The sequence below is a fragment of the Streptomyces barringtoniae genome, assembly GCF_020819595.1.
Lineage (GTDB): Bacteria > Actinomycetota > Actinomycetes > Streptomycetales > Streptomycetaceae > Streptomyces > Streptomyces barringtoniae.
In genome coordinates this window covers 130,155-142,945 of record NZ_JAJHNP010000026.1, presented here as the reverse complement: position 1 = coordinate 142,945, position 12,791 = coordinate 130,155, and the positions used below count along the sequence as shown (strand labels likewise).

General features: G+C 67.0%; 12 protein-coding genes and 1 tRNA gene. 8 read left to right on the top strand and 5 right to left on the bottom strand.

Annotation, left to right across the window (positions count from 1 at the left end):
- The first annotated feature begins 424 nt into the window (after positions 1 to 424).
- Entirely contained in the window at positions 425 to 955 is a 531-nt protein-coding gene (locus tag LMU33_RS35620) for a GNAT family N-acetyltransferase (RefSeq protein ID WP_228625248.1), read from the top strand.
- 1,133 nt (positions 956 to 2,088) lie between these two features.
- Here the strand turns inward: LMU33_RS35620 and LMU33_RS41780 are convergent.
- Positions 2,089 to 2,262 (bottom strand): hypothetical protein, encoded by a 174-nt coding sequence (locus tag LMU33_RS41780; protein ID WP_228625267.1) that lies wholly within the window; start codon positions 2,260 to 2,262, stop codon positions 2,089 to 2,091.
- Between the two features lie 89 nt (positions 2,263 to 2,351).
- Here LMU33_RS41780 and LMU33_RS35610 point away from each other — a divergent pair, with 89 nt between their 5' ends.
- The 4 genes from LMU33_RS35610 (at position 2,352) to LMU33_RS35595 (ending at position 6,336) form a co-directional block, all read left to right on the top strand.
- Positions 2,352 to 3,089, top strand: coding sequence for a GntR family transcriptional regulator (locus LMU33_RS35610; protein WP_228625246.1), 738 nt, complete (start codon positions 2,352 to 2,354; stop codon positions 3,087 to 3,089).
- A 2-nt stretch (positions 3,090 to 3,091) separates the two neighbouring features.
- Complete coding sequence (locus tag LMU33_RS35605) at positions 3,092 to 3,394, top strand: hypothetical protein (protein ID WP_228625244.1); 303 nt, start codon at positions 3,092 to 3,094, stop codon at positions 3,392 to 3,394.
- A gap of 927 nt (positions 3,395 to 4,321) precedes the next feature.
- Positions 4,322 to 5,122 carry a MerR family transcriptional regulator gene (locus LMU33_RS35600; protein WP_228625242.1) on the top strand — a complete coding sequence of 267 codons (801 nt, stop codon included), beginning with the start codon at positions 4,322 to 4,324 and terminating at the stop codon, positions 5,120 to 5,122.
- On the top strand, positions 5,119 to 6,336 hold the full coding sequence (locus LMU33_RS35595; protein WP_228625240.1) for a glycosyltransferase: 1,218 nt from the start codon (positions 5,119 to 5,121) through the stop codon (positions 6,334 to 6,336). Before LMU33_RS35600 ends, LMU33_RS35595 begins: the two co-directional genes overlap by 4 nt.
- Positions 6,337 to 6,541: 205 nt before the next feature.
- Here the strand turns inward: LMU33_RS35595 and LMU33_RS35590 are convergent.
- A tRNA-OTHER gene (locus LMU33_RS35590) sits at positions 6,542 to 6,653 on the bottom strand.
- Between the two features lie 261 nt (positions 6,654 to 6,914).
- Positions 6,915 to 7,439, bottom strand: a complete 525-nt coding sequence (locus LMU33_RS35585; protein WP_228625238.1) for a hypothetical protein — start codon at positions 7,437 to 7,439, stop codon at positions 6,915 to 6,917.
- A 1,010-nt stretch (positions 7,440 to 8,449) separates the two neighbouring features.
- Here LMU33_RS35585 and LMU33_RS35580 point away from each other — a divergent pair.
- From LMU33_RS35580 to LMU33_RS35570, 3 genes are all read left to right on the top strand, one after another.
- Positions 8,450 to 9,970 carry a helix-turn-helix domain-containing protein gene (locus tag LMU33_RS35580; RefSeq protein WP_228625236.1) on the top strand — a complete coding sequence of 507 codons (1,521 nt, stop codon included), beginning with the start codon at positions 8,450 to 8,452 and terminating at the stop codon, positions 9,968 to 9,970.
- 215 nt (positions 9,971 to 10,185) lie between these two features.
- Positions 10,186 to 10,539: a hypothetical protein gene (locus tag LMU33_RS35575; protein WP_228625234.1), complete on the top strand. Its 354-nt coding sequence runs from the start codon at positions 10,186 to 10,188 to the stop codon at positions 10,537 to 10,539.
- A gap of 344 nt (positions 10,540 to 10,883) precedes the next feature.
- Complete coding sequence (locus LMU33_RS35570) at positions 10,884 to 11,384, top strand: YfbM family protein (protein ID WP_228625232.1); 501 nt, start codon at positions 10,884 to 10,886, stop codon at positions 11,382 to 11,384.
- A 220-nt stretch (positions 11,385 to 11,604) separates the two neighbouring features.
- Here the strand turns inward: LMU33_RS35570 and LMU33_RS35565 are convergent, their stop codons facing one another.
- Together LMU33_RS35565 and LMU33_RS35560 are read right to left on the bottom strand one after the other, a co-directional pair.
- Entirely contained in the window at positions 11,605 to 12,006 is a 402-nt protein-coding gene (locus LMU33_RS35565; protein ID WP_228625230.1) for a hypothetical protein, read from the bottom strand.
- A gap of 289 nt (positions 12,007 to 12,295) precedes the next feature.
- Positions 12,296 to 12,445 (bottom strand): hypothetical protein, encoded by a 150-nt coding sequence (locus LMU33_RS35560; protein WP_228625229.1) that lies wholly within the window; start codon positions 12,443 to 12,445, stop codon positions 12,296 to 12,298.
- Between the last annotated feature and the right edge of the window lie 346 nt (positions 12,446 to 12,791).

Here is a 12,791-nt window from a genome sequence, read left to right as displayed (position 1 = left end):
CTCAGCGCCTCCTCGCTGCGCGCGCGAACCGAGAGGCATTGCCGGCCCTCTCCCGCTGGATCACATCCGATGCGGCGAACCAGCGTCCCCGATCCCCGGACTCTCCCAGGCAGGCGGGACACGGCACCAGCACAAAGCGGTTGTCCAGCGGCTCGTCGAGGTCCGCAAGAAGTCACTGAGCTCCTCCGGCGCGTGCAGGAGGGCTCGGCCCGCCTTGTCGGCCGGATCAAGCTTCATCATCACAGAGGATCGGCCTTGTCGAGATCAACGAGCCGGGGAGGACTCTGAGGTCTGCTCGGCTGGTCAGCCATGGTCTTGGGAGTGCTGCCGGTCGGCTGCGGTCTCCGCGGTCTCTTCGGTTGCTGTACTTCGCTGCTGTACAGCCACGATTGATCGACTCGCCGTCCTGCGGTAGCAATGGCGGATGATACGTGGCAACAAGATTGGGCTGCGGGCCCAGCACGAGGCTGACACTCCAGTGCTCCACGCGGTGCTTTACAACGACGTGGCAACCCGGTCGCGCCAGGATCCTCGGCCTTGGCGTCCGATACCGCCGGGGTCGGCCCACTCTCCCTATGCAGTCGCTGAGCCGTCGGACGAGGCAGCATTCTTTTCGGTGGTGGAACTCGATTCGCAGGAACTGGTCGGTGCCGCAGGGTTGTGGGGCATCGACATGCACAACAGGTCGGCGCACCTGGGGATCTCCGTGCTCCCTGACTTCCGCGGTCGTGGGTTCAGTCCGGACATCGTCCGCGTGTTGTGCGAGTACGGGTTCGCGGTACGCGGACTGCAGCGACTGCAGGTGGAGACCATGGCAGACAACGCGCCGATGATCGCGGCGGCCAAGAGAGCGGGGTTCACGATCGAGGGCACGTTGCGGCGCTCGGCCTGGGTATACGGAGCATTCCTCGACGAGGTGATCCTCGGCCTCCTCGCTCATGAGTGGACTCCCTGAGGGCGAGAGGTCGGGGGCAGGGCGACTGGCTGCGGAATGGGAGAGGGGCCGGATCTCCAACCCGCGGCTGCGTGCCGCGCTCGGATCCTGGAGCACCAGTCTGGAAGATCGCGTATGCGGATGGATGATGACCTGGCGAAACGCCGAGGTGGGTGTCCTGAGGCACTGGCCGACACGCCCACTGCTCCCCATTGAGCGCCGCCCGATCGGGCACGCATGGGGTACGACGTCAGCTGTTGGAGGGGCCTCCTGCGTCCGGGCGAGCGCGCCCGAGGCTGCGTCTGAGCGACATCACACCGCTGATGATGGTCGTGGGCGCGGTGCTCTCCGCAGGGTTGCTGCTGGATCTGATCGGTACGGCTCACCGGCTGGAGACCCTGCTTGTGGGAACAGTTGCGGTCACCCTTGTGAGCCGGCCCCTGACCAGCAAAAAGCCCTCCCAAGCGGGAGGGCTGAGGCTGGGCGCCCCCGGCAGGACTCGAACCTGCGGCCAAGCGCTTAGAAGGCGCTTGGTGGGACGGGTGGTGCACCCCTGCTGACCTGCTTCTCTTCACGCGCTGGGTGACTCATCGACCGACCTTCGACACGCATTCGACCGGCGGCGGCCAAGTATCCGGTAGAGACCGGATCGAGGCATCAAGATCACAAAAGGCCTCATATACGAGGCTGACTTCCCCCTCGTGGCGCGCACTGTAGCTGTAGCGAGGCTGGTTGGCAGTACCACAGTTGGTACTGCCTTCCGCCCTCCCGGCCGACAGTCGCCCCCGCCTTCTCTGCGGCGTCTGCTGACGCGTCGACGCTCATCCTGAGCCGGGCTTCCGAAACCGCGAACCACCGGCACCCGCTCGCGGGGGAGGACAACGCACTCGTCCGCCCGTACGTGCTGGCTTGGGAGAAACGAGTACGGCCGCGCCCGGTGCTCGTCGCTTCCCATCTGCCGGCTGAAGCGTGGTCGGCTCTGGCGGGGGTCTGCTGATGCCTCCTCGCCGACAGCTTCACATCACCGACGCCTCGGATGTCCCGTACCGGTCGACCGCCTGTCGCATCGGCACGCACCTTGCTTGTGCGGAATCCTCGCCTGTCTCCGCACCGATTGACCTACCCGTTGTCTACGAGACGTGCGCCTGCCTCTGTCACTCGGCGCCCGACCGGTCCACGCCCGTGGAGGTGGAGCGGTGAGCGGCCGGGCACCCGGCGGTGCGCTGGTATCCACCATCGAGGTCACCGCGACCACCGTGCAGCGTGGCGACGTCATCCAACTCGGTGGCCGAGCCTGCCGGGTGACAGACCTCTTCCAACTCCCTCAAGGTGCCAAGCAACTCCTCTTCGAGTCGGGTGAGCTGCTGACCATACACACGCGAACCCGGCTCACAGCCGTTCGCGTGCTGAGAAGGCGGTGACTCGCTCCGTGCCTTCACGCCATGACGACATCGCCGACGATCTCCGGCACCAGATCACAACCGGCCGCATCAAACCCGGCGAACGCCTACCGTCCGAGGCCGGCCTCGCCGACCGATACAAGGTCAGCACTGTGACACTGCGCAGCGCCCTTGCGGTCCTCCAGTGCGAAGGCCTGGTCGAGAAGATCCACGGCAAGGGCAACTTCGTTCGTCGCCCACCCCGCAAGATCGTGTACGTCGGCGGATGGGGGACGCTCGACCCGTGGACCGCTGCTGAAGCGGCCCTGCGTGTCACCGTGCGCACCACCACGGTTCCAGCCGACAGCCACCTGACGGCGTTGCTCAAGGTGCCGACGGGCAGTCCACTCGCTGAGTTCTTCTGTGTCAGCCACGAGGAAGAGTCACCGCGCGGACTGGCCCGCATCTACATCCCGCGTGACCTGGTCCCCGCCGAAGTGCTGGATGACGAACCCTCCTGGCAGGAGTCCGCCCGACGACTCGCCGTTCTGGGATCGGCGCCGGCAACCGTCCGGGAGACGGTATGCGCCCGCCCACCAACACCGGACGAAGCTTCGGCCCTCCGGACCGGCTCCTCCACGGCAGTCCTCGCGATCACACGCGTCGCGACCGACACCGCCGGGCGAGTCGTCGAGGCCGCCCTTCTCACGTTCCCAGGGGATCGCGTCGACGCGGTCTTCACCACCCATCACGTGACCGATGAGAGGCAGACGTGAGGATGACGGCACCGAACGAACTACGACTCTTCCCGTGGTCGGGGCCGGAAGGCAAGCCCTGCTACCTGAACAGCGATGACAAGGGCGGCTACATGTCCCGCCTTGCGGACAACATCGAAGCGGCACAACTGGAAACGGCAGCCGAGCTGCTGGAGCATGCCTCGTACACCCTCTACGACCACAGCCAGGGCCCGGAGGACCTGCGACGGCTGGTCAATGAACTGACCGGGGCATTGCGAGACGTGCTCCGCGTCGAAACCAGCCGCGGTCAGCTCCTGGCAGCAAGCAGTCCTCATCGCCCCTGAAGGGGCGGGCGTGTTTGGCGGCTACGAACTGCTCAGTGCGGCCTGACTTGCCGGTCTACTGATCACCGGCCCGGCTGATCAGCGGGACTGAAGAAGCCCACGGCTCTGAACTGCTTAGATGCCGTGGCTTCTGTCGTTGTTGGTTGGCGTCGGCCGGCCTCGGACGGCCCAGGGAACGGCCCGAGTGGCGTGCAGCCTGAACGCCAGTGTGTCCCGCTACCAACCACCGCCGAACATGGGTTGCAGGGTTGCCGCTACACCTGACGTGATGGCGAGTATTCCGCCCAGGTTGGCCAGGGTGGTGGTGGCGTTCTGAAACAGCTCCTGTCGGAGACGCGCCCACCTGGCGCTCCAGAAGAGCACCTTGAGCTTCTGCCACTTGTGCTGACGGAGGTGGCAACCCATGAGGGCGCCGTGGCTGTTGTTATGGCACGAGCCACCACGGCCCTCAGCTCCGCACCAGACGGGCATGTTGAAGAAGTGGAAGGCGCTGATCCCAGACAGCTGGGCGCCGCCATCTGGTAGTCGAAGAGCACTCCTGACAGCGGCGCCGACCTGGCGTTGCGCACGGTGGTGTAGGTGACCAGGTTCTGCCTGGCCTTCGTGGAGATCGGTTCATCGGACCCGTTGCCTGAACCGGTGATCTCGCCTCGCCAAACGCACAGGTCGGCTTGACACTGACGGACGCTGTCGGCGCGGCTTGAGCTGTGCCGGGCAGCATGGCCAGCACGCTCATCCCCGTCGCCGCAGCCGCGACTCCCCACCTGAAGAGCTTCACGAATCCCCTCCGCTTCACCACGTGCCATCACGAGACCGGTTTGGTCAAACAGGGTTACTGATCGGGTGATCACGCGAGGAACGGCGCTGCCGGCTTGACCCTCTCCTTACGTCAGGCTTGAGGCTGTACGCCGACGAAAGGTCAGGTGGATGAGCTACTCCGTGGGACAGGTCTCGGCCTTCGCCGGTGTGACGGTACGTACGTTGCATCACTACGACAAGGCAGGGCTGCTCTCGCCCAGCGACCGCAGCGACGCCGGCTACCGGCTCTACAATGACGCTGACCTGGTCCGTCTCCAGCAGATCCTCTTCTACCGCGAGCTCGGTTCCTCCCTCGAGGAGATCGCTGCGATCCTCAGGGATCCGCTGTCGAACGCCCTGGAACATCTGCGCGCCCGGCAGCGGCAACTGAGGGAGGAGATCGCCAGGCTGCAACGGCTGGCCGAGGTGGCGGAACGGGCGATAGAGGTCCAGCAGACCGGAGTGTCCCTGACTCCCCAGGAACGCTTCGACGTCTTCGGCGAGATCACTTTCGACCTGAGCTATGCCACCGAGGCGGAGCTGAAGTGGGCGCAGTCGGATGGACAGCGCGAGGCGATGACGCGCGCGGCTGCCCACACCAAGGAGGACTGGCGGCAGCTCATGGGCGAGGCAGCTGCCTGGCGCGCGGAGCTACTCGCGGCCTTCGACGAGGGGGAGCCGAGCGACGGCGAGCGGGCCATGGACCTCGCAGAGGAGCACCGCCTGCACATCTCACGATGGTTCACCTGTTGCCCACCTGACATGCACCGGCGCATCGCGGACGACTTCATCGCCGACCCGCGCGCTTTTGCCCTGGTCGTACCGCCGTCGCAGCAACGCCCGGGACTGGCCGTCTACACGTGCAAGGCGGTCCACGCCAACGCGGCCCGCCACGCAGCCGGCCGTACCGATTCCGAGGAGAACCGATGAGGATCCTGATCGCCGCAGCCGGATCACGCGGCGACGTCGCGCCCTATACGGGCCTGGGCGCAGAACTGCGCCGCGCCGGATACGACGTCGTCCTCGCCACCACGGAAACCTTCGCGCCCCTCGTACGCGACGCCGGGCTGGAATTCCGCAGTCTCCCCGCCGACCCGCGCGGACATGGCGGCGTGTCGGGCAAGCGTGAACTGATGCGTACTGCTGCCGCGTTCATCACCGAACTGGGCCAGGGGTTTGCCGACGCGATGGCGGACGGCCCGGATCTGCTCCTGCTGTCGACCACCACGGCCCCGCTGGGCTGGCATGTCGCGGAGGCCACGGGCACGCCGAGCATCGGTGTGTACCTCCAACCCACTGCACCGACCGGCGACTTCCCACCCGTCGTGACCGGCTCATGCTCGCTAGGCCGTCCCGCCAACCGGATGGCCGGGCGTTTTGCTCTTCGCATGGCCGACCGGGTCTTCGAGCAGGCGGTGGCAAAGCTGCGCCACCGACTCCAGTTACTGCCGGCTTCCGCGTCAGCGATGCGCAGACGGCAGGAACAGGCGAACTGGCCCATCCTGCACGGCTTCAGCACGGCACTCGTGCCCCGCCCCTCAGACTGGCGCCCCGGACTGGAGATCGTGGGCAACTGGTGGCCCCATCACGATCCGTCCGGCCGACTGCCCGCCGATCTGGAGGACTTCCTTCGTGCCGGCCCCCGGCCCGTCCTCATCGGCTTCGGGAGCATGGCGGCCGGGGACGGGGTACGGCTGAGCGAGCTCGCCGTGCGGGCCCTGCGCCGTGCCGGGCTGCGCGGCATCCTCCAAGCCGGCAGTGCTGGGCTCGCAGCCGACGGCGACGACGTGCTCACCATTGGGGACGTACCGCACGCCCTGCTGTTCCCACGGCTGGCTGCTGTGGTCCACCACGCAGGGGCCGGCACGTCAGCGGCCGCGTTGCGCGCCGGAGTACCCGCAGTCACCGTGCCGGTGACTGCCGACCAGCCGTTTTGGGCGAGACGGCTTGCTGCCCTCGGCGCCGCCACCAACCCGATCCCCTTCCGATCCCTGACTGCCGAACGGCTGGCCGACTCACTCGACCGGGTAGTGAAGCAACAGGCATACGCACGAGCCGCCGCGAGAGGCGCGCAACACATGGCGACCGAGGACGGAGCCGGCCAGGCCCTCAAGGCCATCCAGCAGCTGATGAGATCCAGCTAGGTCGGTGGAGCGGCTTCGGGGTGGCGCTACTTTGGCGCGACTGATCACGGCCTCGCAAGCTTCCGGCGCGTCGGGCAGTCCGTGGACCTGCGCACGGACACCGGCCGGAGTGGAGCGGGGCGTACATGGCACGTATGTGGCACGACCCCGGACACGCAGAAGGGCCAGCCCGGGAAAACCCCTCCTGAACTAGCCCTTCTCTCTGTGCCCCCGGCAGGATTCGAACCTGCGACACCCGCTTTAGGAGTTCGATCACCAGGTAGGGAGTTCCTGGCGGCTCATGTGGGGGCGGGCCACGAACGGTCTCCACGGGGTGCCTACGTCTGCTGCCGTTGATGTCAGACGTGGATGTCAGACGTGGATGTCAGCTAGCTCCGTCACCAACCACCGACCAGTGGTTGCAACGCAGCCGCTATGCCTGACGTGATCGCCAGGATGCCGCCCACGCTGGCAAGGATGGTGAAAGCGTTTGAAGTGAAGATATTGCCCCTTACATACCAGTAGGTTACTCACCGGATGGGTATGTCCTTGTCCGTCGCGAGGTTGACCACGACAAACCGGGCAGAGCGGCTCCGCTGTCAGCGGTTGCTCGTGGTGCCGATGTCGACGATGTGGTTGTACCGCTCCACCAGCACGAAAAGCTTGATCTTCTGCGTCGTCCCCCCGCTGCCGGAGGTCAGGGTGACGATGACCTCATGGCCGTTACCCACGGCGCCGTTGTCGGTCACCGTCCACTTCCGCGGGACGTTTTGAGCACGCAGGACACCGTCCGCCCCGTGCTTCTTCTCCCAGGCCGCCAGTCGCTTGGCGAAGTCGGGCGTCAGGTAGTGCTTGCGGAGCACCGTTTCCAGCGTGGCGTCCGGGTCCGTGTAGTCGCTGATCGCGTCGATGTACGCGCCGTAGAAGTCGGCGACCCGGGTCACCACTTGGCCGCTCGTGCCGCTGACGGACTGCGGTGCGGCCTCGGACGACTTTGCGGGGGCATGGACGGATGCCTGTGCCGACACCTGTGTCGACACACCGAGTCCGACAGCCAGGACGAGGCCGGCGGTGACGGCCGCGCGGCGGCCCGGACGGCGGTGTGCGGGGGACTTCCTGTTCATGTGCATCTTCCTTTTCTGCTCCATATGTGGTTGCTCACGGCCCGGTGTCTTCGTGCCGGGGCCGTCGTGTGGCTATCGCCTTTTCGGGTCGGCGGGCGCTGCCCCGGAGTCATGAACATCTGCTGCCGCGCGGACCCATTCCCCCCTGCCGCGGCTCGGGGCGCGAGCGACGACACCAAGTCCTGCTGAATCGCGCCGAATGACCCTGTCAGTGGTCGATTGGCCGCCCTCCCCACCCCCGTGGCGGAGGGCGGCCCCGGTCATGCGCTCAGCGGAGCTTGTCCACGGCCCGTGACGGCCGTCTTCTTGGAGGCCTTCACCGGCGCATGCCGGAAGTCGCGAGACGGGTGTCAAAGACGCCCCAGGAGGTCACCGGTGCAGGCCGTATCCGTGCCTGCCCTCTTCGGCAGGCAGCGTGCCGTAGTCCTTCAGCGTGGCCTCGGTCTCCGGGCCGGCCTTCTCGATGCGTGCGCACAGGACTTGATGTCGTTGCTCGGCCGCGAGAAGCGCCCCTTCGCCACAGCTGTCCTGGACAACTGCACGCTGACCTGACGGACGGTCGCTCCTGTCGAGTTCGGTTCGGAGCTCCCGGTACCAGGTCCGGGCCGTCGCCGCCCAGCGCCATGCGTAGACAGCGGTCCCGTTCCACCACCTCCGGTACGCAGGCGGTGACCTTGCCGACCGTTCAGGACGAGCTTGGATACGACGGGAGTTGGGCCGCCGTGAGGAAGCCGACGCCTTGGCCGCGACGTTTGCCAGTGTGGCGAGCGTCGTGCCGAGGGCGAGCCCGTGACGGCGAGTGCGAGGGGCGGGCCTGCTCGGGTGCGCTGGGGCATGGGTGTCTCCCGTGGATGAGTGCATGAGTGTCGTTGGTCGCCCGCCGCCGACTGGCCGGTCCGGTCCTGGTCGGTGCGACACCAAGAGCATCAGCCGTCACGACGGCTCGGCGCAACGCCGGACGCCCGCCCGGCGAGGGTGGAACCATCCCAGCCCATCTGACGTGCAGGTATATGGACCGCCTGAGATACGGGGACACGTGGGAGGTTGGGGGAGCGGTGTCGACCGAGGACGACGTCGAGCAGTTCGCGGCGCTGCTGCGCCGGCTGAAGGACCGCACGGACCGGAGCTACGGCTCCCTGGCCCGCCGTCTCGGCATGAACACCTCCACGCTGCACCGCTACTGCGCGGGCGAGACGGTCCCGCAGGACTACGCCCCGGTGGAGCGGTTGGCCGCCTTCTGCGGAGCAACACCGGAGGAACGCCTCGATCTGCACCGCCTGTGGCTGCTCGCGGTGACGGCACGACAGCGGCCGAGGGCCGGTGAGGAGGCAGCGGAGCCGACAAGGACCGAAGGGGCACTGAAGCCGACAGGGGACGAGCGGGCTTCGGGTCCGGACAGCCGGACGGCGGGGCGTGCGGGTGGCAGCACGCGCAGTGTGGGTGGCGACGCCGACGGCATCGGTGGTGACGGGGACGGCACGAGCGGTTCACCACCGCGACTCGATGCGGGCGCCCCCGACGCCGCACTGGCTGCTCCCGACGCTCCCGGACCGGGCAGTCGCGAGTCGACGGCCCAGTGGGATGCGGTCCGCTCAATTGGACGGCCCTGGTACCGCCGTCGCCGTACCGTCGTCGGCGCAGCCACGGCGACCGTACTGCTGGTGACGCTGGGCAGTATGTCGGCGCTGTCGGCCGACCGGTCTCACGACAACTCCATCAAGGCCCCCGGTCAGCCCCGTACGACAGGAAGCGGTACGTCACACCACCCCTCGGCCACTGCGGCCAGCCCCTCCCGCAGCCGTTCTTCGGCCTCGCCCTCCACAGGAGTACGGGCTTCAGGGAGCCCCGAGTCGAAGGGCGGATCGTCGGCGGAGACGAAGAGCGACGCCCCCGTGCCAACCGGTGTGCCGCTCGCGTGGACCGCCGACTCGCAGATCTGGGACGGCGGTTGCGGGCACGACTACGTCATCGGCAAGGAGCCGGCCCAGGTGCCCCCGCCGCCGGTAGAGCAGGACGCCGGAGTGTGGGCAGCGACGCAGCAGGCGGTACCTGGGCGGCAGACGATGGTGCAGATCTCGGTGCAGGGGAAGTCGTCCACGGCCGTGGTCCTTGCGGCCCTCCGGGTCCGTATCGTCAGCCGCGGCACCCCGGTCACCGGCAACGCGTACGCCATGGGCCAGGGCTGCGGCAGTGATCTGCCGCCCCGCAACTTCTCCGTGGACCTGGACGTCGACCGCCCGATCGCCCACGCGCGCCCCGGCAACGACAGCGGAAAGCCCGTCCCCGCGGTGCAGTTCCCCTACCGCGTCTCCTCCGAGGACCCGGAGGTGCTGCAGGTCACCGCGACGACCGAAGCCTACGACTGCAACTGGTACCTGGAACTCGACTGGTCATCCCAGGGCCGCACCGGCACGGTCCGCATCGACGACCACGGCCACCCGTTCCGCACCAGCAGCATCAAGGGCCTGCCCCACTACTGGTACGGCACGAACGACCACGGTGTGCGTCAGTGGGTACCCACCGACTCTTGAGGGAACGTGGGAGCTGTTCGGGCCATTTTCGCGATGTGACCGTTCCCCGTCACCCAGGCCCATGCTGCTGGAGGGGCCGGTTGCTGCCGCTTCGGCCAGGAACGCACGCTGCATTCCACTCAGGTTCGGTGTCGGCTCCGGCATGACACCTGTCATATGCAATACCGGATGCAGAGCACTGGGGCTCGCCGGTCGACGTCCGTACGGTACTTCTCATGACGAAGAGCAACGGGGAGAACCCACGGAAGACCGACATCAAGGTGAGCCTGATCGGCGGTCATCGCTTGGCAGGAGCCACCCTCCACGAGAGGACCGTCACTGCTTCCCTCATCGGTGGTGCCGACGTCGATCTGACGGACATCGACATCCCGGACGGCACCGAGCTGCGCATCACCAAGTTGAGCCTGATCGGCGGCGTCGGCCTCAAGGTCCGCCACGACGTCCGGGTGGAGGTCCACGGGCTGCGCCTGGGCGGAGTGAAGGACGATGGCCCGAGCGAGCCGGGTGGCCCGACGGTCCGGATCGACGCCTGGGGCCTGGTTGGCGGCGTCAGCGTCAGCCGCGCCTAGCTAAAGTTCAAAAGAAGCCCACCAACCTCACACAGGCAGACGGCAGATGATGGATCGACAGCCGAGACGCAGATGTCGCTGGGGTCGTGGCCAGTGGACACGGTGCGTGACCGTCGCCCGCGCCGTATCTGCACTGCATGCTGGACAGGTGCACGCTTTCCAACTGTGTTGGTGGGGTGGCGCGGGGCGTGCAGGGGCGTTCACCTGCGTTCATTGGCGGGTCGGCACCGAGTTGGGATCGGCTCCGGGGCCCGGCTGAACGCCGGTTAACCAGCCTGAATGAGACGGAAACTGAGACGGCCCGTCCGACGGTCGTTGTCAGTGGCCACGCCTAGTCTCCGACCATGAGCATGATCGGTGAGTACCTGCGTGTCACGGCTGCTGAGCTTGATCGAGCGATCCAAGATCCCGACTGGGCTCTGAACTTCGTCGAAGAGGTCCAGGACGCCGAGGAGGAGACGGAGCCTGCGCCGGCCGAAGCACGCCACTTCAGTACCTACAAAACCTGGGACATGCTCCGCTTCCTGCTGGCGCACGCAGAGTTCCCCGTGAACGTGATCCACGGCGAGGAACTGTTCGCAGAGGACGAGGACTGGGGCTACGGGCCTCCGAGGTACCTGCGGCCTGAGCGGGTCCGGCTCGCCGCGGAAGCTCTGCGGACTACCAGCTATGACCAGCTCGTCAGTGGCGTGGATCCTGGTGAGCTGGCCAGCGCCGAGGTGTATCCCCTGGGATGGGGTGAGCCCGGCTCACTGGAATGGGGGCGCCCCTGGTACGACGGCCTCACACAGTTCTTCGAGGCTGCTGCCAGGGCGGACGACGCGATGCTCGTCTGGCTGGACTAACGGGCCCCCGACTGCGGTGAGACCTCAGCTTGGGAAGCTGCGAGCATCGCAGGGCGGCTGCGGCGTTGAGCTGGGCGAATGGCTGGTGCGCGGCCTCCTCGGGCCCGACTGCTTTCCCCGTGATTCCCCGCTGTTCCCCGCTCGATCTGGTGCGCTTGTGGTGCGGGAGCGGTGCTGTGTCAGGAAGCGGTTCCTCAGCGGGCAGCGTCAGCGCGCGGCGTTACCACTTCCGCCACTTGTCCGTGATCTGGTAGCGGCCGAGTCCATGCCGGGCGGTCAGTGCGACGATGTCGACCCCGTGCTCGGTGAGCGATTGGTCGATGAACTCGCACAGTTGCTCGCGCTCGTCGGTTTCGTAGGCGCTTTCGTTGTGGGCTTCGTTCACAGCGTTCAGGGCCAGGACGACGCGTTCCACGACGCCGAAGATCTGTGCGTCGTCTGCCTCCCCCAGCCCGGGGAGCTCGCTCTCGAAGGTGTCGAGGACGGCATCGGTCGACGTGAGCAGTTCTTCGGGGAACAGTCCCGCCATGCACGCGCACTCAGGGTCCAGGGTGCCGGCGGCAAGCTCTTCGGCTTCTTTAGCTATGCAGTCACGCCAGTTCGTCGTAGGTCTCTCAACCATGGAGCGGACCGTACAGCGTCAGTCTGACAGTAGGGCTGAGCACCGAGCGGCCCGTACGTCAGCGTCATCACTGGTGCACGCTTTCCAACTGTGGTGGTGGGGTGTCGGGCTGTGTGCGGGGGCGTTCACCTGTGTTCATGGCTGACTGGCCTCCGACGCGGTGGCGGCTTGGGGTCTGGCCTGAACGGTCGTGAACGGCGTTGAATGAGACGGAAACTGAGACGGAGGGTGGGGCCACTCCAGTCCCCCCAACTCGGGTGGCTCCGCCGTGAGCGTCTGCGGCGGGCTGTCACGTGGTGCTGCGCGGCCGGAGGAAGCGACGCCCCGACCGGATGGCGAAGATCAGCACCGTGACGGCCAGTACGAAGTTGAGCGCGTCAACGATCTCGACGACGGGATGGGGCGCGTGCAGCAGGCCTGGCACCTTGGCGCTTATCATTCCCAGACCCATGAGGAGGGGGAGCCACGCCCGGAGGTAACGCATGTGTGGGTCTGGGGTGTCTCCCTTCGAAATCTTGGCTCGCTCCCACCAGCGGCTACCGAGACTCCCGAGAATCAGTACGCACCCCATCGCAACTACGGTCCAGTCCATAAACCGCAGCATCATGTCTCCTCGATCAGGGAGGATCTTCCTCTTGAGGCTGATGGCACGCAAGGGACGTCGCGCCGACCCGGCGGATAGGAGGGCGGCCGGCGCCGACACCCGCTTTTAGGAGAGAGGCTGGCGGATCCTGCCGGTGACCTGCGGCTTCGATATCTGGCGAGGCGCCCGGCAACTCGACCGC

Coding starts and splice junctions, on each gene's coding strand:
- LMU33_RS35570 (WP_228625232.1), top strand. CDS start 10,884: ATGAGCATGATCGGTGAGTACCTGCGTGTCACGGCTGCTGAGCTTGAT.
- LMU33_RS35580 (WP_228625236.1), top strand. CDS start 8,450: ATGGACCGCCTGAGATACGGGGACACGTGGGAGGTTGGGGGAGCGGTG.
- LMU33_RS35575 (WP_228625234.1), top strand. CDS start 10,186: ATGACGAAGAGCAACGGGGAGAACCCACGGAAGACCGACATCAAGGTG.
- LMU33_RS35595 (WP_228625240.1), top strand. CDS start 5,119: ATGAGGATCCTGATCGCCGCAGCCGGATCACGCGGCGACGTCGCGCCC.
- LMU33_RS35565 (WP_228625230.1), bottom strand. CDS start 12,006: ATGGTTGAGAGACCTACGACGAACTGGCGTGACTGCATAGCTAAAGAA.
- LMU33_RS35605 (WP_228625244.1), top strand. CDS start 3,092: ATGACGGCACCGAACGAACTACGACTCTTCCCGTGGTCGGGGCCGGAA.
- LMU33_RS35560 (WP_228625229.1), bottom strand. CDS start 12,445: ATGATAAGCGCCAAGGTGCCAGGCCTGCTGCACGCGCCCCATCCCGTC.
- LMU33_RS35585 (WP_228625238.1), bottom strand. CDS start 7,439: ATGAACAGGAAGTCCCCCGCACACCGCCGTCCGGGCCGCCGCGCGGCC.
- LMU33_RS35600 (WP_228625242.1), top strand. CDS start 4,322: ATGAGCTACTCCGTGGGACAGGTCTCGGCCTTCGCCGGTGTGACGGTA.
- LMU33_RS35620 (WP_228625248.1), top strand. CDS start 425: ATGATACGTGGCAACAAGATTGGGCTGCGGGCCCAGCACGAGGCTGAC.